Below are 25,137 nucleotides of genomic sequence, written 5' to 3' on the forward strand. Positions count from 1 at the left end.
TGTTGTATGTTTTGTTTTACAATCAGGTGCTTTTCCCCCTTACTTGTACATACAAGTTTGAAACTAAGATAAGTTTAACACATGAAACCGTTTTCGTCGAGTCTTAACTTATTTTTTTTTGATATAATGGATTTATGAAAAAATATGAAGTGATTTTACAAGATTTAGAAAAAAAGATTTTTGATGAAGTTTACACAGAAAATACATTACTTCCCAGCGAAAATGAATTGTCAGCGCATTATCATGCGTCGCGCGCTACAGTGCGTCAAGCACTAAAAATTCTTGCGGATAATGGGATGATTCAACGCAGGCACGGCTATGGGAGTCTTGTGATTCCACACAAAAAGTTACTCTTTCCTGTGACGGGTTTAATTTCCTACAAAGAATTGCAGCAGTCTTTGCAATTTGAAAGTCAAACAGAAGTTTTAAAATTTGAGAAAAAAAAAGTGGATGCCGCGTTGTCAGTACTGACAGCATTTCCAATTGGGACAGAAATTTTTCATATTTTGCGACGGCGTAAAATTGATGGAAAGTTTGCCATCTTGGATCGCGATTTTTTTAGGGCAGATCTTGCACATGGTTTGACGCTTGAACAAGCTTGCGATTCAGTTTATGAGTATTTGGAACGGGACTTAAATTTAGACATTGCTTATGCTCAAAAATCGATTACAATTGATCTTGTCAGCGCTGACGATATGAATTTTCTTGATTTAAATCCACATGATCGCCACATCGTTTCCGTGGTGTCCCATGTTTCTCTTGCAGATAATACGCTTTTTCAATTCACGCAAAGTCATCATCAGGTGGATAAATTTAGATTTTCAGAATTTGCACGACGACAAAAACATTGAGCGTGATTCCTCACTTGACAAAAAAAGAAAGACACATCATGATGAAAAAATTGGGACTATTGGGGTTGACCTTACTTACGGCTTTGTCATTAAGCGCCTGTCAAAGCAACTCCACACAAAAATCAGCCGCATCACTCACAGCTTCAAAAACAACGGAACAAAGCACATCTTCTGCTCCATCACACGCATCAACGTCTTCGTCAGCAGTCACAACAACTGATGAAACGCCTGATGCCATTTTAAAACGCTTGATCACTTACACAAATGAAAAATCAGCTGGACCGACACAAAATTATTATTGGAATAATGGAAAAGCACATTTATCTGGATTTGAGACGATGAAACCAGCAGATTATCATTTTGCGGCAGATGAAAAAGGCCGCTCAGGAATTGCCCGCGCAGTCTTGACTTTTTCTGAATTTGAAGCGTCAAAAGGTGCGCGTCAAGGGACACCACTCGATCCTCCTGCGTGGCCCAAAAATTCAATGACGAGCATTCATTTTGGACTGACCAATCGGACGTATCATGGCTTTTTGTATAATCGCAGTCATTCCATTGCTGACAGTCTTTTAGGCAAATTTTCTTATCGTTCACAGTACAATTTTACAACAGGAACGCGCAGTCAAAATGTAGGGGCTGACCAAAATGGCGGTATGCGTGCGGCTGAAGAACTTGCAGAAAATTATTGGAAAACGCATGAAAATAGTGATCAAACCATTCAATATCAAACTACACCACTTTATAATGGCAGTGAAACCATTCCGCGTGGCTCCGTCGTTGATGAAAAATCCTCTGATGGTAAACTTGATGTTGAAATTGTTGTCATTAATGATGCAGAAGGCGTTTCCATTGATTACAATGATGGCAATGAAAAAACTGGAACAGCTGAACCTTCAAAAGCACCTGAAACCACACAATCGTCCTCAAGTGTTGCTACACAAGATTCTAGCGATAACAGCGCTCCAGCAACTGCCAACGGCTGGACTACTGCCGCACAAGGCATGGTTTTTGTCAGTAAGAGCAATAAGTATTACACTGCTGTAGTGAATCCGTCAAATTATCAGTACGTCTCCCTCACCAAGGCACAAGAAATGAACGCAAATCAAGGGCGCAGCAACGCTTACGCTAAAAATTGAATGTTGTCAGTACTGACAGAAAAAAAGACATCGTACGATGTCTTTTTAAACGTGTGAAATTTTTTCAATGAGTGCATTTGCAAATTCACTCGTGCTCAAGTTTCCTCCCAGATCTTGTGTTAAATGCTGCTCCAGAATGGTTTGTGCTAAAGCACTTTTGATCACCTGTGCGACTTTAGTCCAGCCCAGATATTCAAACATCATCACTCCTGACAAAATCAAACTGGATGGATTTGCCAGATTTTTCCCCGCAATATCTGGTGCTGTTCCGTGTGTTGCCTCAAAAATCGCGTGTCCTGTTTTAAAATTAATATTGGCTCCAGGGGCAATCCCAATCCCACCAACCTCAGCTGCAAGAGCATCAGAAATATAATCCCCATTCAAATTTAAAGTCGCAATAACCTCAAACTGCTCAGGGCGAATCAAAATTTGTTGTAAAAAGTTGTCAGCAATGACATCATCCACAAAAATTTTTCCCGCTTCCAGTGCTTCTGCTTTCGCCTGCTGCGCGGCAGAAATCCCTTGCGCGGCTTTTATTTTCTGAAAATCAAGCGCCGTAAACGTCGGATATTCCGAGGCCACTTCATACGCCCATTTTCTAAACCCTCCTTCAGTAAATTTCATAATATTTCCCTTATGAACAAAAGTAACGCGCTTTTTGTCAGTACTGACAGCATGATCAAAAGCTGCGCGAACCAGACGTTTTGTTCCGTCAGTACTGACAGGTTTGATTCCAATTGCGCTATGCTCTGGAAAACGAATTTGTGATACTTTCAACTCATCAGACAAAAACGAAATGACTTTTTGTGCTTCCTTTGTGCCACTTGCAAATTCGATTCCTGCGTAAATATCCTCAGTATTTTCTCTGAAAATTGTCATATTCACTCGCTCTGGATTTTTAAGCGGAGACGAAATCCCAGAAAAATATTCGACAGGACGCACACACGCATACAAATCCAATTTTTGCCTGAGCGCGACATTGATTGATCGAAACCCTTCTCCAACAGGAGTCATAAGTGGTCCTTTAATTGTTACAAGTGCATCATCAATTGCTTGGAGCGTTTTTTCAGGCAAATAATCTCCCATTTTCTCAAATGCTTCTTGCCCTGCAAATAACTTTTTCCACTCAATTTTGTTTTGTCCATCAAAAACAATTTTGACCGCCGCATCAAAAACACGCTGTGCAGCAAAAAAAATATCCACACCAACACCATCTCCAGGAATATAAGCAATCGTAGGATGATCAGGGACGTTCAATTTCCCATTATTTTGTTCAATCTTCACTGTTTCACTTCCTTTACTTATTTCTAATCACATAAGGCATAATCCCATCATGAGCATAATAATCAAGATCCGACTGTGCATCAAATCTTAAAATCACCTCAAAAGTATGCCCATCTGCATGAACTTTAATTTTTTCATGAATCTGAGGATGATCAGGAAAATCAATTGTGTACTGTTCATCTCCCGTCAATCCAAGCACTTGCGCATTTTCTCCTTCCAAAAACTGCAAAGGAAGAACACCCATCATCACTAAATTGCTTCTATGAATGCGCTCAAAACTATCCGCAATGACAGCTTTAACACCAAGAAGTTTTGTCCCTTTTGCTGCCCAATCTCGACTTGAACCCATGCCATAATCTTTACCAGCAATGACAATCATTCCCGTACCCGCTTTTTGATAAGCCATCGCCACATCAAAAAGCGGTAAACACTCACCATTATATTTTGAATATCCTCCATCAGTCCCCGCAACCAATTGATTCTTAATCCGAACATTTGCAAAGGTTCCTCGTGTCATAACTTTATCATTTCCACGCCGCGAACCAAAACTATTAAAGTCCTTATAGGCCAATCCAGCAGCACTCAAATAGGCACCCGCTGGTGATTTGAGTGGAATATTTCCAGCAGGACTAATGTGATCTGTCGTGATTGAATCTCCGAACAATCCAAGCACACGCAAATTTTTGAAATTCTTCTTTTCTGGCAATGCTTGTGTAAGCGACTTAAAATAAGGAGGATTTGAAATATAAGTAGAATGATCATTCCAAGGATAAACTTCACTTTGACTCGTCTCGATTGCGTTCCAAGCTTCATTTTCATCGAAAATTTTTGCATAATTTTCCGCATATAATTCACGCGTGACGTATTTTTGAACGATTTCCTCAACCTCATGAGCATCTGGTAAAAGATCACTTAAAAACACATCTTGCCCTTTTTGATCTTTTCCCAAGCTGGTTGTTGACAGATTTTTCCGAACATTTCCAGCTAGCGCATAAGCCACGACTAAAGGTGGACTAGCCAAATAATTTGCCTTTACTAAAGGATGAATACGCCCTTCAAAATTTCGATTCCCACTCAATACACTTGCGACGGTTAAGTTTTTTTCTAAAACTTTTTCTTCCATTTCAGTCAATAATGGTCCAGAATTCCCAATACAAGTCGTACATCCATAACCTACCACATGGAATCCCAACTGTTCAAGATAAGGCAATAATCCTGCTTTTTCAAGATAATCTGTCACTACTTTAGACCCTGGTGCAAGCGATGTTTTAACAAACGAAGGCACACTCAACCCTCTTTCAACCGCTCTTTTTGCCACAAGTCCTGCCATCATCATAACATGCGGATTACTCGTATTGGTGCAGCTCGTAATAGCAGCGATCGCAACTTGCCCATCTTCTTTTTGTAACGGACCTTGTTTTAATGCAAATTCTTCAAAATTTTCAGCAACCTCAGAAAGCTCAACCATGTCCTGCGGACGAGAAGGTCCAGACAAACGTGTTGTGATCTGATTTAAATCCACTGTTATTACTTTACTATACTGAGGAATATTTTGATCATCATAAAATAATTGATTCGCTTTCGCATAAGCTTCAACAATCTCAATATGATCTTCCGAGCGATTTGTCCGTCTCAAATAATCAATTGTTTTCTCGTCAATTGGAAAATACCCACAGGTTGCACCATATTCTGGTGCCATATTCGCAATGGTCGTCCGATCAGCAACAGACAAATTTGCAAGTCCACTTCCAAAAAATTCAACAAATTTTCCCACCACTTTTTCTTCTCGAAGAACTTTAGTGATGGTCAATGCCAAATCCGTCGCTGTCGCAAAAAGTCCGAGTGATCCGACCAATTCAACCCCAATCACTTCAGGCAATAGCATTGCACTAGGTTCACCAAGCATGACTGCTTCTGCTTCAATACCTCCAACTCCCCAGCCTAAAACACCTAATCCATTGATCATTGTCGTATGACTATCTGTTCCAAACACACTATCTGGATAAAGAACGCCTTCTTTTTCTTGAATCAATGGACTTAAATATTCAATATTAACCTGGTGAATAATCCCAGTTGCTGGAGGAACAACTCGGAAATGGTCAAAACTTTTTTCTGCCCATTTCAAAAAAGCATACCGCTCATGATTTCGCTCAAATTCCTTTTGAGCGTTCCTTAAAATAGCAAAATCACTCCCTTGAACATCAACCTGAACAGAGTGATCAATGACTAAATCTACTGGAATTTCCGGATTAATTAACTGCGGATTTTTCCCAAGTTTCACCATCGCATCACGCATCGCTGCCAAATCAACAATTGCTGGCACCCCAGTAAAGTCTTGTAATACAACACGGCTCGGTAAAAAAACCGTTTCTTTTCCCGTTTTTCCTCCTAAATATCCCAAAACAACAGACAAATGTTGTTTTGTAATCGTTGTACCATTTTCTTGCCGCATCGTACTTTCTAATAACATTCTTAAACTGTACGGAAAACGTTCAATATCAGGAATCTCAGTAATATCACAATAGTCATAAGTTCGATTTGAAATGGTTAATTTTTTCATTTTCTATCCTTCATATCAATATATTTTTGTGATGGTAAAACACTTTCATAAGCTGGACGAATGATCTTATTCATATTGATCAATTCCTCAATTCGATGTGCAGACCATCCAACGATTCTTGCAATCGCAAAAAGTGGTGTATAAAGTTCTTTAGGAATCCCAAGCATTTCATAAACAAAACCTGAGTAAAAATCAATGTTTGGAGAAATCGTTTTATACGTTTTCCGATGTTTTTGAATCAAACGAGGTGCCATTTTTTCCACTCGTTCATAAAGTTTAAATTCTTCAATTCGTCCTTTTTCAAAAGCTAAATCCGCAACATACGCTTTAAAAACTTCAAACCGAGGATCGCTGATTGTATAAATCGCATGTCCAATACCATAAATTAACCCTTTTTGATCAAACGCTTGCTTATTTAAGATTTTCAACAAATAATCCGAGAGCACTTCATCACTCGCATCATAAGCCACGTTTTCACGAATATCATTGAGCATTTTTGCTGCACGAATGTTCGCTCCACCATGTTTAGGTCCTTTTAAACTAGAGAGTGCTGCCGCAATTGTCGCATAAGTGTCTGATCCAGAAGAAGTCACCACGTGAGTCGTAAACGTTGAATTATTTCCTCCCCCATGTTCCATATGTAAAATCAAAGCAATATCAAGCACCTTCGCTTCTGTATCTGTATAAGAACAATCTGGTCTTAACAGTCGTAAAATATTTTCTGCAGTCGTCAAATCAGCACTCGGATAATGAATGTATAAACTTTTAAACTCATGGTAATGACTGTGAGAATGATAAGCATAAATTGCAATCAACGGAAAAATTGAAATCAAATCAAGAGACTGATCCAACACTTTTTCAATCGAGATGTCAGTACTTCTTCCATCATAACTTGCCAGCGACAAAATACTCAAACTCAAAGAATTCATTACATCCTCAGAAGGATGCGACAAAATCACATCTCGAACAAAATTTTCAGGAAGTTTTCTTCTTTGCGCTAAAGTTTTTTGAAAAGCATCCAATTCATTTTGATTAGGGAGAGAACCAAATAAAATCAAATATGTAATCTCTTCAAAACCAAAACGATCCTCTTTACGAAGTGTTGCGACAATGTCTTTGACATTAAATGCACGGTATTCAAGAATCCCAGGAATTGGATTTCCACTTTGATCAACAGCATGAATCGCAGAAATATTTGTCAATCCCGCAAGCACACCAACACCATTGAGATCGCGTAACCCTTTTTTTACATCATATTTTTGATAAAATTCAATCGGAATAATCGAATGATGAAGTACTTTGTACTCGTAATCCTTTAACATTTGATCCATCTTAACCTCCCTTTTCAATTAAAAACATTCTTAATTATTAGATATTTTTAATATATTTCATACTATTATACATTTAATTGCACAAGTAAAGATATTAAAAGAACAAAACAATTATGTTACATTTTATTACATTGCGGCTTTTGAAAACGTTTAGATGTTTCAAATAACCCTCATTTATTTATTATCTAAAAATATGTGAAATATTTTTCATAAATTATTGAAATACTGACTTCTTTGTGATAAAATAATCAATGTATCGAAAGGAGTACTTTATGTTTTCATTAAAAAAACCCACTGCTTCACTTCAAGAAATTATTCTTAAAAGTGTGTGGTATGGATTTATTTCTGGAATGATTTCTGGAATGGTTAAAATTGGTTGGGAGGCCATTCTTCCACCACGTACAATTGCACGGAATTTAACCAATCCTCCTCAACATATGCTAGAGCAATTTGGAGCACCTTCATCATTAACTCATGCTTATGTTTTATATTCTACTGACCAAAAAGTATTTTGGTTCTCGCTTATTTTACACTTCACCTTCTCTGTTTTCTTTGCTGCTTTATTTATTTTTATTGCACAATATTGGAAAGCCATCACATTATGGCAAGGCGCAGCTTACGGGATTGTGATTTGGATTGTGTGGCATCTTCTCTTAATGCCCGCAATGGGAACTGTACCTGCCCCTTGGAACCAACCTTTTGCCGAACACTTCTCAGAATTCTTCGGCCATATCGTTTGGGCGTGGGCCATCGCCGCTTGCGCTTACTACTTGATTGCTAAAGATAAACGAGGAAATTTAGATAATATCTAAGCGACTATTACAAAATAAAAAGCATCTCCCATAATAACTATGGAGGTGCCTTTTATTTTATCTCTACAGCCTGGCATACAGTTCACACATCAATAATTTTTACTTTTACTGATAGAATTTCTGTCAGTCATTTTTCAAATCATTATAGTGCACAATTGCCTTTTCTAATAAATGACGTAAGCTGTCAGTATTATTTTCTAACCACTCCTCCCAAGCCACACTATATATTGCACGAGCCAGTCGAACCGCGAGTCTTGCGGTTCTTTCATCATAAGCTGTCAGCAAACATTCGACCAAGAGTCCCTCAATTTTACTTTGTTTTAGGAGTTCACGCTCTTCCAAATCAGGATGACTCGCAATTATTTTTTGACGTTTGACCGTTCGTATGCGATGTTCGTCAAAAAAATCTGCCGCATAAAAATAGCCGTCAAGCACGATAAATAAGGGATTCGTCTCTTTTGATTCACGCATTTTATTCAGTAACATTTCACTGTATTGCTCGCCTCCAGCAAAGAAAATATCCGCTTTATTTTTAAATTTTCGAAAAAAAGTGCGCTCAGTCAGACCTGCTTTGCTTGCGATTTGTAAAATTGTGGTATTCTCATAACCCTGTGCTGTAATCAGCTCAAGCGCTGCTTCATATAATTTTTCTTGACTTGATTTTTTCATTTTTCTCTTCCTAAAATGTCAGTTTGTGACATTTTTCTTGACAATCACTTTTTAAAAGCATATACTATTCTCAAATGTCAGTTACTGACATTATATAAAATCTGACTAAAACTGTCAATAAAGAAAGTTAAAAATGGAAATCAAATGAAAATTCTAATCACTGGTGCAACCGGAAAGGTCGGCAGTCGTCTTGCTCAATATTTTCTCAATCAAAAAGAAGACATTCGTCTTTTGGTACGTGATAAAAATCGAGCCGCTTCACTAAAAGAACAGGGAGCCGAAATCATCGTTGGTGATTTAACAAACCTAGAAGATTTGAAAAAAGCGGTCAATGGCATTGATGTCGTCATTCATACTGCAGCAGCTTTTCGCGGCGTTTCTGATGAAACTCAAAAATCTATCAACCTTGATGCAACAATCCATCTTGCCAAAGTAGCACTTGAAGCCAGTGTCCAACGTTTTATTTTTGCAAGCACAACTAATGTTTATCTCGGAAATACGCTTAATCGCCCAGCCACAGAAAACGATGAGCCAACAGGGACTGCGACTTATCCAGCAAGTAAAATTGCCGCCGAAAAAGGCCTTCATAAGCTTTTGGACGGCACCGCTACCGAACTCGTCATCACTCGCTTTGGCTTAGTTTATGGTGATAATGACCCACATCTGAGCGAACTTGCTCCTTATCTGACAGAACGTCATCCTGAAAAGTTAAATTCACTGGTTCATCATACAGATATTGACCGCGCGCTTCTCCAAATCGTTCGCACCAAAGACTTGAAACATGATCTTTACAACATCGTTGATGATTCTGAAACTTCTATCGCTGACATTTTATCAATTGAAAATATTGCTCAAGAGCGTCCGACTGATAATGCCTATACCAAATGGGAGTCGGTTGCTTCAAATCATCGTTTGAAAGAAGATTTTGGCTTCAGCTTCCTCTATCCGTCTATCACTGACGCTAAAGACGCCAACGCCCTTTAAAATTTAGAAAAGAGAACAAGTATGAAAATTACACTTTTAGGCTCACTAGGAAACATCAATCGACATTTTATTCCCAGATTAATCGCTGACGGACACGAAGTCACTGTCGTTACTTCACGTCCCGAAGGTGCCACAGCGATTGAAACGCTTGGTGCGAAAGCCGCGGTCGGATTAAATACTGACCTCGACTTTCTCAGTCAAACTTTCGCTGGCTCTGATTTGGTTTATCTCATGATTACGGGTATCGCTTTTTCATCAGCAACATCAATGTCTGATTTGGCTAAAATTTATAGTCAGGCCATCAAAAACGCTGACGTCAAAAAAGTCATTAACCTTAGCTCAGTCGGTGCACAAAGCCCAGAAGCTGGCATTCTCTACGAATATCATGTCATGGAAGATGCGCTTGATGAACTTGATGGTGTCATTGTCAAACACATTCGTCCTGTTGGTTTTTATACCAATTTACTGACAGAAATTGCGCCACTTAAGGCGCAAGGAAAAATTTTTGAAGCCATCAGTCCTGAAACATTGCGGGCTTGGGTTCATCCAAGTGACATTGCTGACGCTGTTTACAATCGTATCAATGATTTACTGACGGACAAAGCTGTCAGTAAAATAAAATATGTCGTTTCTGATTGGGCGACAGGTACTGATTGGGTCAATGCCTTAAAAACAAATAATATTTCTGCCCAATATATCACCATTTCGGTGGAAGTTTTAATAGAAAACTTTGTTAAAGCAGGTCTTCCAAAAGCTGTCGCTGACGGATTTGGACAAATGAATCAATTTCAACAAAGTCCTGACAAACTCTACCAAGAAATCAAATCCTCAAACTATCATCATGGCAAAGTCAAAATAAATGATTTTGCTAAAGAATTTGCACAAGCTTATGATCAATAATTCATTAATAAAATAACTTTACGACTGTCAACTTTGCGCGGAAGTGAGCGTTTTATGCCAATATCATTAGGGTCAAACGAGTACAATCATGAAGGATTTAATAAATTCAAACCGTATTTGAACCTCCTCTAAAACAAATGATCATCGCGACTATTTTACCAGACCTAAAATCAAATTCAATTTTACAACACAAATAAAATGAGACTTTAAGCAGTCCGAACGTTTTTTGTTTTGTATCAATAGGTTGGTGGATATCAATAGTTTTCCGAGTTTTTTTGCAAACTTTCGTAGTAATGGTGTTTCTTTTGCAAAATAAAATCTAGATGTTCTTCGAGTTCAGTAATTTGCTGACGTAAAATTCGTTCTTGTTCAACCAAAAGTGAAACTCGTTGGAGAATTGTTGAATCGCCTTGTTCTCGTAAAATTGAGTATTCTTGGATTTTTGTGAGTGGCATTCCTGTTGCTTTAGCTCTCTTGATGAATTCAATCCAAGCAAGATCAACTTCTGTGAATTCTCGATAATTACTGGAATTACGTTCTGGTTTTAGAAGTCCAAGTTCTTCATAATAGCGTAAAGTAGGGACTGATAGACCTGTCAGTAAAGCGATTTCTGAAATTTTATAAGTTTTTTTCATTTTTCACCTCTTTTTACTTGCTCTCAAGTTCACTTGAGGGTTTATAATGATTTTACCATAGAAAGGTAGAAATAAAATGAACAAAAAAGAAATTGGCTTAGAAAATTTAGCAAAAATTGACGGAGCGGCAGCTGAAGTTGTTTTTGATTCACTCAAAGATATTGCACCAGATTTGAACGATATGATGTTAGAATTTGCTTTTGGAACAATCTATAATCGAGGAGTGCTTGATTTTAAGCAGCGCGAAATGATTACAATTACAAGTTTGTTGACTCAAGGAGGATGTGAAAATCAATTGCGCGTGCATATTCAGGCTTCATTAAATGTCGGGTTGACTCAAGAAGAAATCATTGAAACCTTTATTCATTGCGTACCCTATGTCGGTTTTCCCAAAGTTTTAAATGCTATATTTATTGCCAAAGAAATATTTACTGATGAAAAGTAAAAAATCACTAACCCCAAAAAATTACTGATGAAACCATTGGAATTTCTGTCAGTGATTTTTTTCTTATTCAATCGCTCATCAGCAACACAGTTCCTTCCTCCTTGGATTGATGGACGTTGCAATCGCTTCTGGAGTTATTCTGGGAAGTTCTGTTGTATCCCAAAAAATATTAGGGAAAATAAAAGATATGATGAAAATGGGCTTAGCTATGCTATTTTATGGTACTATCATGTGCTTTGTAAGCTTTTTTGTAACGAATTTTTGGGTACTCCTTCCGCTTGGACTTGGCGCAATTTTTCTCGGTGTCATTCAGACAATCATCTACCCTTTGATCCAAAAAATTACAGAAAAAACTCAGCAAGGAAAAATATTCGCAGCTTTTGAAACACTTACCGTTGGAATTATTCCATTAGGTTCCATTCTATTTGGCTTTATTGCAAAATTTTTAGTTCCTCAAATATTTTTCTTGATTTATGGTTTTTATTATATATTTCTTGCAATAATTTTTATCCTCATTATAAAAAAATATAATTTTTCGTAGAATTACCCTCTATTTGAGTTTTTTTGCCATGCTAAAAGCACCGTCATAGTGATTATGACAGGTGCTTTTATGATAGATTAACGATTTGAGAGAGCCTCTTTTAACCAATAAAATTTTTATTTATTCATTTTAAATTGAAGATAATAATCATTATAAACCCCTGTCCAATAAGGATTAAGATTTGTATATGCTTCATCATCTTTAATTTTTGATGTTTCTGGATAATATTCTTTATCTTGACGCAAAGCTTTTGGTAAAAGTGCTTTTGCTTTTAAATTAGGGGTTGAATAGCCCACCCATTGTGCATTACTTGCTGCATTTTTAGGATTTTGCATAAAATTAATGAACGCATAAGCGGCTTTGACATTTTTTGCGGTTTTAGGAATGGCGAGATTATCATACCAAATGTTCGTTCTTTCAGGGATAACATAATGCAAGTGCGCATTAGTTGAAGTCATTTCTTGCGCTTGTCCAGAATAAACGACGGCCATCGGTGTTTCATTATTAATCATATAATTCATCACTTCATCGCCCAATATTGCCTTTATATTTGGAGTCAATTCGAGTAAACGATGATAAGCTTTTGTAATTTGCTTTTGATCCGTAGAATTAACAGAATACCCTTGTTCTAACAGCCCCATCCCAATGACATCTCTAGTATCATCTGTCAGAATGATACTATTTTTATATTTCTTATCCCATAAATCACTGAATTTCGTTGGCGGGGTTTTGATATAAAGATCATTATAAACAATCCCTAAAGTTCCCCAAAAATAAGGAAGAGAATACTGATTCCCTCGATCAAAACTGGGATTGAGCAATTTTGGATCATCATCACTCAACCCTTTAATTTTGGAATGATCGAGCTTAATTAAAAGATTTTCTTTTGCTAATTTTTGAACCATATAATCTGATGGAACTACAATATCATACCCTGTCCCACCTTGTCTCACTTTGGCATACATTGCTTCGTTTGAATCAAAAGTCATGTAATTCACATGATAACCCGATTCTTTTTCAAACTTTGTAATTAAATCTGGGTTGATGTACTCGCCCCAATTAAAAATTGTTAATGTATTGTCACTTGTTTTCGTTCCGCCTTTTGAAGCTAATTTGAGGCTACTCAAACCAAGAACAACTGTAATTGAAATTATTCCAATAAGGAAATAAAGTATTTTTTTCATTTTTATTCTTCCTTATGCAAATGCCAACTTCTTTTTCATTTCTGTCAGTACTGACAGAAAATATTAAGTCAAATTTGGCGCTTTTCCAGCAGTATCTGAATCCTTCATAATATAATAATAACCTATCACAAGCAAAATTGAAAAGAGAAATACAATTGCAGACAGGGCATTAATTTCAAGAGAAATTCCTTCGCGCGCACGACTGTAGATTTCAACAGACAAAGTTGTAAAATCATTTCCAGTGACAAAGAAAGTCACCGCAAAATCATCCAATGAATATGTAAAGGCCATAAAGAATCCAGCAATAATCCCTGGGGTTAAATACGGAAGCACTACTTCTTTGAGCGTTTGAAAACGTGTTGCCCCCAAATCATAAGCAGCATCCATCAATGATTTATCCATTTCCTGATAAAGTGGCATCACCATCAAGACAACAATTGGAATCGAGAATGCAATATGACTAAGCAAAACAGAAATAAATCCTAACTGCATCCCAATCACCGTAAATAAAATTAAGAAACTTGCCCCAATAACAACATCAGGTGACACCATCAAAACATTATTCAGACTCAACAATGTATCACGTCTTCGTCCTTTTCTTGTCTCAATATATATCGCTCCGATTGTCCCAATCAAAGTAGCAATCAATGAACTTAAAAACGCTAAAAAGAACGTCTGCACGACAATCAAAATTAAGCGACTGTCTTCAAATAAGGTTTGATAATTCGCCAAAGTAAACCCTGTAAATTTACTCATATCACTTCCAGAATTGAAAGAATAGAAAATCAAAAAGAAGATGGGAACATATAATACAAGCATCACAACACCAAGATAAATTTTGCCAAAGGTATGTTTTTTTTCCATATTATCCCTCCTTCTTTTCTTTTGTAAGTCCCATAACCGCAAGCATCGCAAGGACTAACACCACAGCGATAGTTGAACCCATTCCCCAGTTTTGTGTCGTTAAAAAATGTTCTTCTACAGCGGTCCCTAACGTAATGACTTTATTTCCACCAATTAACCGTGTTAACATAAAAAGAGATAAACTTGGAATAAAAACAGCTTGAACTCCAGCTCTTACACCATTAAGTGACAACGGAAAGATCACGCGTGTAAATGTTTGCCACTTACTTGCTCCCAAATCAGAACTCGCAAAAACCAAATGTTCATCCAAATCCTCCAACGCATTAAAAATAGGTAAAATCATAAACGGAATCGAAATATAAGAGGCCACAAAAATAAAACTGGCATCTGTAAATAAAATTTGAGTTCGACCAATGCCAATAAATTGTAAAAAATTATTCACAGAACCATACTTCCCAAAAATTCCTATGAATGCATAAGCTTTCAATAACAAATTAACCCAAGTGGGTAAAATAATCAACATCAGCCACATTTGTTTCATTTTTAGTTTTGTTAAAACATAAGCTGTCGGATAACTAATCAAAAGCGTCACAAGCGTGATAATTAAAGCATAGAGGACAGAATTCCACGTCATCATTAGATAAGTCCCGCTGCTAAAATAAGTCGCATAATTCAATAACGTGAACTGTCCAGAAAGATTAAAAAAACTTTGATAAATCAACATCGCCAGTGGAATGATCACAAATAGACCAATCCACAAGAAGTAAGGCAACGCATAAAGCCGTCTCATCATGCTTTCTCACCTCCTGAATTTTCCTCATCATCCATGGCTTCATGAAGATTTTCAAGTGTGTCTCCATCAGAATCAATCGCTTCTTGAACCACATCGTGAACCGCTTCTTGTACTGTTTCTTTAAATTCAGCTTCTTCTTCAGCAATCATATTGGCGAGACCAACGGTTTGTTCCTCTTCTTCTACATACTCTTCAATCCGTGCATCAAACTCTTCTTCAGATTCGTTTAGTCGCATAATATGGATGGCTTCAGGTTCGAAATCAAGACCAACTGTCTCCCCAACAATTGCTTTATGTGTGGAGTGGATGAGCCATTCATTATCAAATGCATCATAAGCGACAATTTCATAATGAACTCCACGAAAAAGCTGTGTATCAACTTTGACATTAAATTTTCCTTCATTTGGCAATGTAAATTCAATATCTTCAGGTCTAATCACCACTTCAATGGCTTCGTTTTTTCGCATCCCACCATCGACGGCTTCGAATTGTTGCCCATTAAATTCGACTAAATAATCTTCAATCATTCGACCATTTAAAATATTTGATTCCCCAATAAAATCAGCAACAAAATGGTTAATAGGTTCATCATAAATGTCTGTAGGACTTCCTGATTGTACAATTTCGCCCTCATTCATGATAAAAATCCAATCTGACATCGCTAACGCTTCTTCTTGATCATGCGTCACAAAAATAAATGTGATGCCAAGACTTTGTTGAAGTTCACGCAGCTCATACTGCATGTCTTTTCTAAGTTTCATATCCAACGCAGATAAAGATTCATCAAGCAAAAGAACTTTTGGACGATCTACAATCGCGCGTGCGATAGCAACTCGCTGTTTTTGTCCCCCCGATAATTTACCAATCGATCGTTTTTCATATCCAGCCAGCTGAACCATCTCTAGTGCTTCTTTTACACGATTTTCAGTTTCTTTTTTCCCTACACCTTTAATCTTAAGTGCAAAAGCGACATTATCAAAAACGTTCATGTTAGGAAATAGGGCATAACTCTGAAAAATTGTATGCACATCACGTTTATTCGATGGTAAGTCATTAATTCGTTTTCCATCAAGAATTACATCACCACTCGTAGCATCAAGTAGTCCTGCAATAATATTTAAAATTGTGGATTTTCCAGATCCAGAAGCACCAAGAAGGGTATAAAATTTTCCTTCTTCAATTTCAAAACTAATATTTTTTAAAACTACTGTATCATTATCAAAATACGTTTTCGATACATTTTTAAATTCAATAATATTTTTTGCCATTTTGATGAATTACCCTTTTTCATTTCTTTAAAGTACAATAAAACCAAGCGCCACTTACACTTGGTTACATTCAATATCGTATTTTATACTACTGAAAAGCAGAATTATACCGAGCAGAGTCTTGTGCAGAAGAACTTTAAATACTCTTATTGATGCGCGCAAGCGTGTTTTCTTGGGTGAGGAATTAATCCCCATAGTTAAACTAACCGTTTAACTAATCAATAAGGCAACGAAAGTCGCCATTTTCGGCTTTTGACCCGGCTGTCCGGCTGGCCTTAGCTCTACCATCATCTAAAATTCAATGAGAGCGGTCAAATCTTCTGTAAGCACAGAATAATTTAATTATAGCTTAAATTATTTTGAATTGCAAGCACTACATTTTTTATTAATGCAATGCTTAATGTTTAACACAAATGAATTAAAAAAATAACTCAATTACATGGATTATCATACTTTCAAGTTTACTAAAGTATCATTTTCATAAATATAGTGTTTTTCTTATGTTTTTTTATGTAAAATGTCCATTTAATTTGTTCATCTTTTTTTATTCTTTCTCAGCAATTATATAATTAACGATGTTTATGATTGTTGAAAAAACAGCAAAAATAAGAATTATATATAAAACTAGTTTCGTGGGCTGTCTCACAGCATTCATTTGAGTTAATATCTCAAATAAAGAGATAACGACAATAAATACTTGTAACATAATATTTGTTAATAAAAATTTAAATTTCATATAGTTTCCTTTATTTTTTGTTTTTTATTTCTATTATTTTATCTAATCTATTTTTAACTGTAGTATTATGGGTAGCGATAATAATTATTTTTTTCTTGTCTAATATTTCTAATAATAAGTCTATCACTTTTATTCCTTTTTTAGATACTATTTACTACAAGTTCAGTACATCATAAAACAAGATTCGTTACAAATTTCCTATGTAAGTTTAAATTAAGTTAGTCATCAAGATTACGAAAAAGATATCACAAAATTCTAAACTTGTGGTTAAGCAACAGCAAATAGAAAAGAGATGTAAGATTAAGAAAATAAAATACATCTCTCAAATATAATGATATAATAAAAAGAAAAGGAAAAAATTATGATCTTTCTTTCTGCTGTACTTATTTTATGCTGTCTGTGGTATTTATTAAAATTCTTAGCTCATTTTTCATTAAAAATTCATGATCTCGTGCGCAAACTGTCGCTTTACACTCTTTTTCTTGCAAAGTGGTTACAATCTGCTCCAGCAACGTTTACTTATACTGCTATTTTTTGTGCGTTCACACTTGTTCAAGGTACGACACCACAACGTTTGATTAATATCATCACAAATCATTCTTCAACCAGTATTGCAAGATTTTCCAATCGTCCGATTTCAGTATTTTTTGATAGTGCGTTTTGGGTTGCTGATCATGGTGCAGGATTGATCCTCTACGTGGTGATTTTTTGGACCGTCATTGCTTGGGCGGAGCGAAAATATGGCTCACCTAGAATTATATTTATCACTCTTTCAGGTCATATTTTAGCAAGTATTGCGACCATTTTTATTGAACTTTGGGCGATTAACAGTGGACGCGCTCCAAGCTCTCTTGCGATGGCAACCGATGTGGGTGTTTCATATATTCTTGTTGCAGGATGTGCTGCAGCAATCCTTTTGATGAAAAAAGGAATGTTTTGGTTAAGTCTTATCTCATTAGGGGCATTTATTTTATTCCCCATTATTTTTGAACACAGCATTTGGGATATGGGACATCTTTTTGCAACAGTGATCGGGTTTATATTTGCAAAGTTGTTGCTGTCTCTCTCTCCGATTAGAAAGGTTAGCTCGCCTCGTGAATTATTTGAAAAGTGTCGTGCTGAACTTTCCAACTTATAAAAATCAACCAAATTCCACCAATAATGGCATTGATTTGCTGTCCTAAAGGTCCAACCAATTGAGGAATCGCTCCAGCAACAAAAGATAAAAGTGTGGTCAAAACGAAAATTATCATCAGTACCATCAAAAGTTTACCACGATAGATGAGATAAGAAAACACCACTGCTAATAAGATAAAAAGTAAAGCAATTACGCTCAAGCCATCATGAATAAAAAGAAATGGTGCTTTGAAGGGGTTTGGAATTCCCTCACTATGAGGCAAATCTGAATAAGGAAAAAGTGCTGCTCCTGCTGTTGTTAGTCCAAATCCTGCAATGGAAATAAAAATCATAAAAAGACGATTGTCTTTTTTTTCATTGATTTTGTAGAGTCTAAACGCAAGAAAAAGGCAAAAAATGCCTGACAGAATATCCGTAAAGGTAAAGAGAAAATGATAGGGTTGATCAAGTGCTGAAAGGCCACTTAATAAACTGGAATTTACAACTTTGGGATTAAGCCAAATCGCTATCAGCCACGCGTTGTATAATAAAGCAATTAGCGTTGCAAGTCCGATTAAAAAACTATTTTTTTTCATGATTGAGGGATGCTCCTTCATCAGATGAATTTTGACTTAGTGTAATTTCTGTCATTGTGAACGCAGGTAAGCCATAAGTTAGTGCTGATTTAAGTGCACTACTTGCTGTGTCATTCAATGCTGGATCTGGAAAAACATCGGAGATATCAATTATCATTTCGTCATCCACAAAATCATTAAGCAATTGGCGTGTTTTTTCTTTGCTTTGATAAGCTAAAAGCACGGTTACTTTTAATTCTTGAACAAAAAATACTTGATCAAATCCCAGAGATAATGCTAGAAAATCTAGTGGTTCAACTTCGACAAAATCATGTAAGATCAATGATTTTCGTAAGTTCGATAATTGTGCTGTTACTTTGATCAACGTGGCTTGAAGATCCTTTTTATCATCAGTCAACTCAACCAATGTCTTAGTAAGCATCTTCCAAGAGTGGACACGTAAACTTAATTCACCAGTCTGTGTTCTCATCAGAACGCCCGTCACGCGCACACGATCGCCAACAGTGACATCTTTTTTCCAGACAGCAAAGCTTTCAAGACGATTTTCAGCTTCTGAGTAGTCATTGATCAGATCACGTTTTAAGACGAGTTGGATTTTTGATTGATGGTCTGATAAATCTGCAAAAAACATCGCCCCACGTCCACGTAAGCTGATTATTTTTCCTTGAATCGAATGTTCATTTTCATCAAAATCTATGGTATTTTCATACTTTAATCGAAGTATTTCAATCGCTTCACACTCCGTGTCAAGGAGGCTAAATGCTGGAATTCCAATTTGTTTGAGATCGTTTAATTTTTGAAGTGCACTATCATCTAATGTATTTTCTTTCATTAATTCGAGGCGCTTTTTTTCCTCAATTTGATGGACTTTTTTTATAAAATCGGATTTTTTCCACCATACATTTTCAATTCTCTGATCATAATTCCGAACAAAAAAGTGTTTTATTTTTGACGCAATATTGGTTGGCACAAAACCTTCTGCTTGCCCAATCGCTAAAAGCACTGAGGTGAGCGATCCTCCATTGTCATAACAAATGTAACGTGTGCGCCATTCTGGAAGATAAATATCATTTGAGCGATAGAGTGATTCAAGCTGATACCACCGAGAGAAAAATTTCATAACGGTACGTGCTGCTTTATCAAGAGGGTTCGCTTGAAGGGTTTCACCGTTAATAAAGAATTGACGTGCGGCAGCAAAATTTAAGCTGATTTCACTCAAGCCTTTTTCTTTTCCTGCTTCAATCAAACTGGTAATCATAAATGTTACCACACCATTCATCGCATCAGGCGCTCGTCGCATACTGTCCAGTGAAAGTTTATCGGTACCAACGGGTACAAAAGAAAGGATGCCTTGATAATTTCCAACGGCATTTGTTGCTGTGACAATCATCACTTGTTGATCTGTAGGATCACCAAAACGACTAGAGGTCATAGAATATCCTCGCTCATCTCCGTTTCTCCATTTTTCAGTGAGTTGCGTTAATTCGTTGAGTTCTTCAGTTGAAAGATCTGCTTGACGTCTGATTTGAATTTGATAGTTTTCCCGCTCTGCACGGCGCATCACTTGCGCTACATCGTGCATTCCTGGATTTTCCGTAGAAAAATCATGGACAAGAACGACGGCTTCATCTCCAAATACCGTTGCATTAAGTCCTAATTGGGTATAGAGTTTTGTCGCTACTTCTGAGGATCCAACTACAGCTGGTGTCCAACCTTGTGCGCGAGCAAGTTTTAAGAATGCTTCTATTGCACTTTTCCACGATTTTTCTTCTCCAATTGGGTCGCCACTGGCTAATAAAACATCACCAAAAAGATGATATGTGATTGCAGCTTTTCCATTTTTTGAAAAAATGGCTTTTTTATCTCTTCGCGTCGCAAAATAGGCCAAAGAATCCTGAGTACCGTAATCTAAAATTAATTGACGAATGGCGAGTTCTTGTTTTGCGTTTGATGAAAGTTCACGTTGATTGGATCGCGTGAACATTAAAAATGCAGTGATAAATCCAAACAACATGATGACTGAGATTGTTGTGCTAACCCAAATGTTGTTTCCTGAACTATAAGTAAAAAGATTTTGTCCAAAAGGGAGAAGGTAACGAAAATCGCTCACGGATTCCCTAAAAACATAGAGCATCCGTTGTCCCAAACTGACGGAACCATGGAACGATAAATATGAAACAATGAGTCCAAAGAAGTTGGAAAAAACGAATCCTCCGATGGCAACAATAATTGCTTTTCCCCACGTTCCGTTGATTATCTTGGTTGGAAAAGCATGACGTGAAAGTATCATGATGAACGCAGTTCCAAGTGAAACGAGAACCCCTAAAATAACAAATAAGAGCGATAAAATCGAAAATTGAGACAATTCAAGAGATTCTTTTGTGACATATCCTGTCCAATAAGACAGTAAAAAAATGAGTCCAAAAAGAACAAACGCTAATTGAAAATAAATCACTTCAATCCATAACGCTAATCTTCTTCGATGACGAATTGAACTTGCTAAAATAAACAGAACAATCGCATTGAAAATGCTAAAATCAGTCGGTAGGGCAAAGAGATATAAAAATCCTGAAATTAGTTTTTGTACTGGTGGCATTAGCCAGCCCATAATCCCAACAATCAAAGCGTAAATGGACGCGAATTGCACTAACCATCCCAAAAACTTCGCTGCCGTTTCTTGCCAAGCATTGATTGGTTTTGTTTTTTTGGATTTTATTTTTTTTGTCTTTTCATTTTTCATATTTTTTTTCGATTCATTTTGGATTGTGGAGCGTATGCAATTACTGAGTTTATTTTTTTTGATGAACAATCAAAAAAATTCGGGTATCATTCGTAATTCATAAAATTCGATTCTTACATTATAGCACATTAAATAAATAAAAAGATTAAAAAAATGAGAATATAGCATCTCAAGTTTTTTTTTTAGTGAGCGTGATTGATGAGTTATTCTTGGCTCATTGTTCGTTTCAATGATTTCTCTTTGAGAGCTTCTATTTTTAGTCCTGTAAAATTCATTTTCTGACTTGAATTGATTTATTTTTCGTACAGGAAGTAAAATTTTGGAGTGTCATTTTTGCTGTTTTCCTTATCTGGACAGCTATTTTTTTTAAATTTAAACCATGAACTTATTTTTTTTATCATCATCATTAAAAAAGGATTAGATTTGATTAATGCTTTTTTCACTTTTTCTTTTAGGACAATACTGTGTGACTTTTCGTTAAATTCAATAATACTTCCTTGGATTTGAGTAACTCCTTGTTTTTCTTTTCCTCCAAAATTTTGGCGTTTTTCTGATGTGGAGATTTCTTTTTTGTAGTGGAGGAGTTCTGATGTTCTTTCCTTAATCCAAATTTGATGTGTCCATTTTTCAATAGAAAAAAAGAAGAAAAGGAACAGACAACATAGTAACACGAACATAAGCTTTTTTTTCAAACTTTTCTCCTTGTCAATGGTTTGTTATACATACTCTATCATATTATTATTTAATGTCAAGTATTTATAGTATGTTTCATAAAAAACGAATGAGTGATATTTTATAAGAAATCGTGATTCGTTCACTTTTTTCTTGAAGGTTTTACATTTAAAGCGTACAATGTGAATTATAAATAAAAAGATGACATGGGGGAGTTTATGAAAATCGTTTCTAAAAAGAAAATAGGCATTTTTCTTGTTTTAATTGGTTTTGTCATTTTTGGATTCTTTTTTTGGCAAAAAATAACAAAACCTGATTTAAAAAATGCAAATTTATCTGCACAACAAATCCCCAAATGGACTGCTTCTACACAAGCTTTAGTGAGTAAAAATGCTTTTAAAAAGGCTTTAAGTCCTTATTTTCCTGCAGTGAAAACGATGCAAATTACAGATGAAAACTCGCCGATTGTCCCTGGACTTTTAGGTACTTGGTCTATTGATCCAAAAACTGGGAAAGCGGCTTATGCTACAAAATGGACGCCTCAAGGAATTACAGCAATTTCTAATCAATACATTCTTGTGACGGCTTATGATGGAAATCATCACTTAGACTCTTTAGTTTATGTGATTGATTTTAAAACTGGAAAGTATTTGAAAACTGTGATTTTACCGAACCAAGCTCATGTTGGTGGAATTACTTATGATGAAAAGCGTCAGAATATTTGGATCTCGACAGATGAGAAAAAAGCTGCAGAACTTACGGTTCTTAAACTTTCTACTTTGAAAGCTTATGATGCTAAAAAATCAAAAAAAGCCATCAGAGTCGATGAAACTTTTAAGTTACCTTGGTTAAAAGCAACGTCAACGATTGCTTATTCTGAATTAGATAATGCAATTATTGTACCCTATTTCTCAACAGAAACATCAAGTTTGTATGGTTTACCCCTCAATGATCAAGGAATGATTGATGATCAAACGATTTTAAGTACGGGGCAAAAAAATAAACTCAGTGATCTTGATTTGCAAAACCTTTTGAAACATGTTTATTGTGCGGAAATTCCTGCAAAAGTGCAAGGTTTTGCATCACTTGGCAATGGATATGTTGGTACTTTTAATACATCTTATGGGAATGTGAGTTCTTCTGTGCGTTTTACTGCTTGGTATCTTGATGATCAAAGTAATACGTCACTCAAAGAATTTAAATTTAAAAATATCAGTGTTTCGACATCAAAGAAAAATCAAATCATAAAAATGCCACCTTACTTAGAACAAGTCGCAGCACATGATGATACGAGTTTATATTATCTTTTTGAATCAGGCGCTACAAAATACCGACTTAAAACACCTGAGGTGATTGACCGAATCGTTAGTGTGAGTTATGATGATAAGGGAGTTTATGAACAAGCTAAATCCGCACTCAAACCTGAGAAAATTTCGCTTCCTTCCTACGATGAATTTCATTCAAAATAGTCTTGAATTTCTTATTTGTCACCAATGATTCGTACTTCACACTCGAGTGTAATCCCTGAATTTTCTTTTACTTTTTCAATCACGTGAGCAATCAGTTGTTCATAATCGAGTGCTTTTGCATGATCAACATTGACCATGAATCCTGCGTGTTTTTTGGAAACTTCGACACCACCAATTCGAAAGCCTTGCACGCCAGAAGCTTGTATAAGCTGTCCTGCAAAATGTCCAGCAGGCCGTTTAAAGACAGAACCACAACTTGGATATTCTAGCGGTTGTTTACTTGCACGCAGCGTGTTCAATTTTTCCATTTCTTTTTTGATGAGCATTGGATCTCCAGTGGTCAGCTCAAATTTTGCAGAAACGACAATGAGATTGTGCTCACGGATGATGGATTGACGGTACCCCCAGTGCATTTCTTGTCCTGTCAGTACTGACAGATTTCCATTTTGATCAATGACTTTACAGCTGGCTAAAATTTCTGAAATTTCTCCGCCATAAGCGCCCGCATTCATGAAAACAGCTCCTCCAATTGATCCTGGAATACCACACGCAAATTCGAATCCAGAAAGTGCATGTGCAGCCGCAATTTCTGAAACTTGAATGAGCCCAGCGCCCGCTTGTGCTTCAATCGTGTACCCTGCAATTTGAACACGGTTCATTTTTTCAAGCAAAATGACCACTCCTCGAATTCCACCGTCACGAACTATTAAATTTGAAGCATTCCCAAGAACGGTCACAGGTACCCCATTTTCACGTGCTTGTGCAATCAATTGCTCTAGCGCCATAACGGTTTTTGGAAAGGCTAAAATATCTGCTGGACCACCGACTTTAGTGTATGTATACTGGCTCAAGGGTTCATTATATTTTAATTCCAAATCTGAAATTTGTTCAAATATTTTTTTATCTAACATCATTTTCCTTCATCACATCATCTTTTTTATCATTATAACATGTTTTATTTTAAAAAAGTGCTCACCACAGGTTCAAAAAACAAATGTGGCATTTTTAGTCGATTAATTTTAAGAAACGATTCTCCCAGAGTTGCTCAAAAAATGCGATGGTTTTCTCAGCAGAAAGAAAGGGATTATCATAAGTTGATGACAAGCCGCGCATCATAACATTTTCATACCCCAAACCAAATGCAAATTCAACACTCGCATTGATACAATAATCTGTTTGAGCGCCTGCAAATTCTATTGATTTGACCTTAAGTTGGTTTAGTATGTCTTGCAAAGTCGTCTGATAAAACGCATTCGCATGTGTTTTTCTAACAAAAAAATCCTCTTTTGATAATTTTATCTCAGGAATAATTTCCCACGCTTTAGTCCCAAAAATAAGTCCCTCATCCTCATGTTGTACGACAATGACGGGCAATTGTTGCTTTCGATACAACTTAAGACGCAAATCAATGGCTTCAATCAATTTTTCACGCTGATAAATGGGTTGACTGCCTTCTTGCAACACACCGTTTTGCATATCAATCATTAAAAAAGCATCTGCTAACATCTGTCAGTACTCACAATCTTTTTTTTATTCTTTTTTATGGTCCAA

The 25,137-nt window shown here is 36.3% G+C and carries 23 protein-coding genes; 9 read left to right on the forward strand and 14 right to left on the reverse strand.

Annotation, left to right across the window (positions count from 1 at the left end):
• Positions 1 to 134 precede the first annotated feature (134 nt).
• Together treR and GHI93_RS00565 are read left to right on the forward strand one after the other, a co-directional pair.
• A complete protein-coding gene (gene treR / locus GHI93_RS00560) occupies positions 135 to 851 on the forward strand; it encodes a trehalose operon repressor (RefSeq protein ID WP_153494627.1) in 717 nt (238 codons plus the stop codon).
• A 38-nt stretch (positions 852 to 889) separates the two neighbouring features.
• Positions 890 to 1,987: a DNA/RNA non-specific endonuclease gene (locus GHI93_RS00565; RefSeq protein ID WP_343030282.1), complete on the forward strand. Its 1,098-nt coding sequence runs from the start codon at positions 890 to 892 to the stop codon at positions 1,985 to 1,987.
• Positions 1,988 to 2,032: 45 nt separating this feature from the next.
• Here the strand turns inward: GHI93_RS00565 and icd are convergent, their stop codons facing one another.
• Genes icd through GHI93_RS00580 form a run of 3 tightly spaced genes read right to left on the reverse strand, consistent with a single transcriptional unit; the run spans position 2,033 to position 7,153 of the window.
• Positions 2,033 to 3,271, reverse strand: a complete 1,239-nt coding sequence (icd, locus tag GHI93_RS00570) for an NADP-dependent isocitrate dehydrogenase (RefSeq protein ID WP_343030283.1) — start codon at positions 3,269 to 3,271, stop codon at positions 2,033 to 2,035.
• Between the two features lie 13 nt (positions 3,272 to 3,284).
• Entirely contained in the window at positions 3,285 to 5,831 is a 2,547-nt protein-coding gene (gene acnA / locus GHI93_RS00575) for an aconitate hydratase AcnA (protein WP_153494629.1), read from the reverse strand.
• Complete coding sequence (locus tag GHI93_RS00580) at positions 5,828 to 7,153, reverse strand: citrate synthase (RefSeq protein WP_153494789.1); 1,326 nt, start codon at positions 7,151 to 7,153, stop codon at positions 5,828 to 5,830. The genes acnA and GHI93_RS00580 overlap by 4 nt, the downstream gene beginning before the upstream one ends.
• Before the next feature lie 281 nt (positions 7,154 to 7,434).
• On the opposite strand from GHI93_RS00580, the gene GHI93_RS00585 reads away from it, so the two are divergent.
• Positions 7,435 to 7,974: a YagU family protein gene (locus GHI93_RS00585; protein WP_153494630.1), complete on the forward strand. Its 540-nt coding sequence runs from the start codon at positions 7,435 to 7,437 to the stop codon at positions 7,972 to 7,974.
• A 123-nt stretch (positions 7,975 to 8,097) separates the two neighbouring features.
• Here the strand turns inward: GHI93_RS00585 and GHI93_RS00590 are convergent, their stop codons facing one another.
• Positions 8,098 to 8,643: a TetR/AcrR family transcriptional regulator gene (locus GHI93_RS00590; protein ID WP_153494632.1), complete on the reverse strand. Its 546-nt coding sequence runs from the start codon at positions 8,641 to 8,643 to the stop codon at positions 8,098 to 8,100.
• A gap of 117 nt (positions 8,644 to 8,760) precedes the next feature.
• Between GHI93_RS00590 and GHI93_RS00595 the strand changes: the two genes are divergently transcribed.
• On the forward strand, positions 8,761 to 9,627 hold the full coding sequence (locus tag GHI93_RS00595) for an NAD-dependent epimerase/dehydratase family protein (protein ID WP_343030288.1): 867 nt from the start codon (positions 8,761 to 8,763) through the stop codon (positions 9,625 to 9,627).
• Between the two features lie 21 nt (positions 9,628 to 9,648).
• Positions 9,649 to 10,527, forward strand: coding sequence for an SDR family oxidoreductase (locus tag GHI93_RS00600; RefSeq protein WP_153494636.1), 879 nt, complete (start codon positions 9,649 to 9,651; stop codon positions 10,525 to 10,527).
• A 254-nt stretch (positions 10,528 to 10,781) separates the two neighbouring features.
• On the opposite strand, the gene GHI93_RS00605 is transcribed toward GHI93_RS00600, so the two are convergent.
• Entirely contained in the window at positions 10,782 to 11,162 is a 381-nt protein-coding gene (locus GHI93_RS00605) for a MerR family transcriptional regulator (RefSeq protein WP_153494638.1), read from the reverse strand.
• Between the two features lie 76 nt (positions 11,163 to 11,238).
• Between GHI93_RS00605 and GHI93_RS00610 the strand changes: the two genes are divergently transcribed.
• Both GHI93_RS00610 and GHI93_RS00615 read left to right on the forward strand, forming a co-directional pair.
• Positions 11,239 to 11,607 carry a carboxymuconolactone decarboxylase family protein gene (locus GHI93_RS00610; RefSeq protein WP_153494640.1) on the forward strand — a complete coding sequence of 123 codons (369 nt, stop codon included), beginning with the start codon at positions 11,239 to 11,241 and terminating at the stop codon, positions 11,605 to 11,607.
• 109 nt (positions 11,608 to 11,716) lie between these two features.
• Positions 11,717 to 12,148, forward strand: coding sequence for an MFS transporter (locus GHI93_RS00615; RefSeq protein WP_153494642.1), 432 nt, complete (start codon positions 11,717 to 11,719; stop codon positions 12,146 to 12,148).
• Positions 12,149 to 12,264: 116 nt separating this feature from the next.
• Here GHI93_RS00615 and GHI93_RS00620 read toward each other — a convergent pair whose 3' ends face one another.
• From GHI93_RS00620 to GHI93_RS00635, 4 genes are all read right to left on the reverse strand, one after another.
• Positions 12,265 to 13,332, reverse strand: coding sequence for an ABC transporter substrate-binding protein (locus GHI93_RS00620; protein ID WP_153494644.1), 1,068 nt, complete (start codon positions 13,330 to 13,332; stop codon positions 12,265 to 12,267).
• Positions 13,333 to 13,395: 63 nt separating this feature from the next.
• The gene (locus GHI93_RS00625; RefSeq protein WP_153494646.1) at positions 13,396 to 14,196 is read right to left on the reverse strand and encodes an ABC transporter permease; all 801 of its coding nucleotides are present in this window, start codon (positions 14,194 to 14,196) and stop codon (positions 13,396 to 13,398) included.
• 1 nt (position 14,197) lies between these two features.
• Positions 14,198 to 14,989 (reverse strand): ABC transporter permease, encoded by a 792-nt coding sequence (locus GHI93_RS00630; RefSeq protein WP_153494647.1) that lies wholly within the window; start codon positions 14,987 to 14,989, stop codon positions 14,198 to 14,200.
• Complete coding sequence (locus tag GHI93_RS00635; RefSeq protein ID WP_153494649.1) at positions 14,986 to 16,257, reverse strand: ABC transporter ATP-binding protein; 1,272 nt, start codon at positions 16,255 to 16,257, stop codon at positions 14,986 to 14,988. Before GHI93_RS00635 ends, GHI93_RS00630 begins: the two co-directional genes overlap by 4 nt.
• A 1,097-nt stretch (positions 16,258 to 17,354) precedes the next feature.
• On the opposite strand from GHI93_RS00635, the gene GHI93_RS00640 reads away from it, so the two are divergent.
• A complete protein-coding gene (locus tag GHI93_RS00640) occupies positions 17,355 to 18,131 on the forward strand; it encodes a rhomboid-like protein (protein WP_153494651.1) in 777 nt (258 codons plus the stop codon).
• Here GHI93_RS00640 and GHI93_RS00645 read toward each other — a convergent pair.
• The 3 genes from GHI93_RS00645 to GHI93_RS00655 all read right to left on the reverse strand — a co-directional run bounded on the left by GHI93_RS00645 (position 18,076) and on the right by GHI93_RS00655 (position 22,137).
• Complete coding sequence (locus GHI93_RS00645) at positions 18,076 to 18,705, reverse strand: DUF998 domain-containing protein (RefSeq protein ID WP_153494653.1); 630 nt, start codon at positions 18,703 to 18,705, stop codon at positions 18,076 to 18,078. The genes GHI93_RS00640 and GHI93_RS00645 overlap by 56 nt on opposite strands.
• A complete protein-coding gene (locus GHI93_RS00650) occupies positions 18,692 to 21,445 on the reverse strand; it encodes a phosphatidylglycerol lysyltransferase domain-containing protein (protein ID WP_153494654.1) in 2,754 nt (917 codons plus the stop codon). Before GHI93_RS00650 ends, GHI93_RS00645 begins: the two co-directional genes overlap by 14 nt.
• 293 nt (positions 21,446 to 21,738) lie before the next feature.
• Entirely contained in the window at positions 21,739 to 22,137 is a 399-nt protein-coding gene (locus GHI93_RS00655) for a hypothetical protein (protein ID WP_153494656.1), read from the reverse strand.
• A 198-nt stretch (positions 22,138 to 22,335) separates the two neighbouring features.
• Between GHI93_RS00655 and GHI93_RS00660 the strand changes: the two genes are divergently transcribed.
• On the forward strand, positions 22,336 to 23,586 hold the full coding sequence (locus tag GHI93_RS00660; RefSeq protein ID WP_153494657.1) for a YncE family protein: 1,251 nt from the start codon (positions 22,336 to 22,338) through the stop codon (positions 23,584 to 23,586).
• Positions 23,587 to 23,597: 11 nt separating this feature from the next.
• Here the strand turns inward: GHI93_RS00660 and murB are convergent, their stop codons facing one another.
• Together murB and GHI93_RS00670 are read right to left on the reverse strand one after the other, a co-directional pair.
• On the reverse strand, positions 23,598 to 24,497 hold the full coding sequence (gene murB, locus GHI93_RS00665) for a UDP-N-acetylmuramate dehydrogenase (protein WP_153494659.1): 900 nt from the start codon (positions 24,495 to 24,497) through the stop codon (positions 23,598 to 23,600).
• A gap of 94 nt (positions 24,498 to 24,591) precedes the next feature.
• Positions 24,592 to 25,092 (reverse strand): cysteine hydrolase family protein, encoded by a 501-nt coding sequence (locus GHI93_RS00670; RefSeq protein ID WP_153494661.1) that lies wholly within the window; start codon positions 25,090 to 25,092, stop codon positions 24,592 to 24,594.
• Between the last annotated feature and the right edge of the window lie 45 nt (positions 25,093 to 25,137).

This window comes from Lactococcus hircilactis (assembly GCF_009601015.1).
GTDB lineage: Bacteria > Bacillota > Bacilli > Lactobacillales > Streptococcaceae > Lactococcus > Lactococcus hircilactis.

What these genes read in the sequence shown, in the direction of transcription:
- treR (WP_153494627.1), top strand. Translation starts at nt 135, where the DNA reads ATGAAAAAATATGAAGTGATTTTACAAGATTTAGAAAAAAAGATTTTT.
- GHI93_RS00565 (WP_343030282.1), top strand. Translation starts at nt 890, where the DNA reads ATGATGAAAAAATTGGGACTATTGGGGTTGACCTTACTTACGGCTTTG.
- acnA (WP_153494629.1), bottom strand. Translation starts at nt 5,831, where the DNA reads ATGAAAAAATTAACCATTTCAAATCGAACTTATGACTATTGTGATATT.
- GHI93_RS00580 (WP_153494789.1), bottom strand. Translation starts at nt 7,153, where the DNA reads ATGTTAAAGGATTACGAGTACAAAGTACTTCATCATTCGATTATTCCG.
- GHI93_RS00585 (WP_153494630.1), top strand. Translation starts at nt 7,435, where the DNA reads ATGTTTTCATTAAAAAAACCCACTGCTTCACTTCAAGAAATTATTCTT.
- GHI93_RS00590 (WP_153494632.1), bottom strand. Translation starts at nt 8,643, where the DNA reads ATGAAAAAATCAAGTCAAGAAAAATTATATGAAGCAGCGCTTGAGCTG.
- GHI93_RS00600 (WP_153494636.1), top strand. Translation starts at nt 9,649, where the DNA reads ATGAAAATTACACTTTTAGGCTCACTAGGAAACATCAATCGACATTTT.
- GHI93_RS00605 (WP_153494638.1), bottom strand. Translation starts at nt 11,162, where the DNA reads ATGAAAAAAACTTATAAAATTTCAGAAATCGCTTTACTGACAGGTCTA.
- GHI93_RS00610 (WP_153494640.1), top strand. Translation starts at nt 11,239, where the DNA reads ATGAACAAAAAAGAAATTGGCTTAGAAAATTTAGCAAAAATTGACGGA.
- GHI93_RS00615 (WP_153494642.1), top strand. Translation starts at nt 11,717, where the DNA reads ATGGACGTTGCAATCGCTTCTGGAGTTATTCTGGGAAGTTCTGTTGTA.
- GHI93_RS00620 (WP_153494644.1), bottom strand. Translation starts at nt 13,332, where the DNA reads ATGAAAAAAATACTTTATTTCCTTATTGGAATAATTTCAATTACAGTT.
- GHI93_RS00625 (WP_153494646.1), bottom strand. Translation starts at nt 14,196, where the DNA reads ATGGAAAAAAAACATACCTTTGGCAAAATTTATCTTGGTGTTGTGATG.
- GHI93_RS00630 (WP_153494647.1), bottom strand. Translation starts at nt 14,989, where the DNA reads ATGATGAGACGGCTTTATGCGTTGCCTTACTTCTTGTGGATTGGTCTA.
- GHI93_RS00635 (WP_153494649.1), bottom strand. Translation starts at nt 16,257, where the DNA reads ATGGCAAAAAATATTATTGAATTTAAAAATGTATCGAAAACGTATTTT.
- GHI93_RS00640 (WP_153494651.1), top strand. Translation starts at nt 17,355, where the DNA reads ATGATCTTTCTTTCTGCTGTACTTATTTTATGCTGTCTGTGGTATTTA.
- GHI93_RS00645 (WP_153494653.1), bottom strand. Translation starts at nt 18,705, where the DNA reads ATGAAAAAAAATAGTTTTTTAATCGGACTTGCAACGCTAATTGCTTTA.
- GHI93_RS00650 (WP_153494654.1), bottom strand. Translation starts at nt 21,445, where the DNA reads ATGAAAAATGAAAAGACAAAAAAAATAAAATCCAAAAAAACAAAACCA.
- GHI93_RS00660 (WP_153494657.1), top strand. Translation starts at nt 22,336, where the DNA reads ATGAAAATCGTTTCTAAAAAGAAAATAGGCATTTTTCTTGTTTTAATT.
- murB (WP_153494659.1), bottom strand. Translation starts at nt 24,497, where the DNA reads ATGTTAGATAAAAAAATATTTGAACAAATTTCAGATTTGGAATTAAAA.
- GHI93_RS00670 (WP_153494661.1), bottom strand. Translation starts at nt 25,092, where the DNA reads ATGTTAGCAGATGCTTTTTTAATGATTGATATGCAAAACGGTGTGTTG.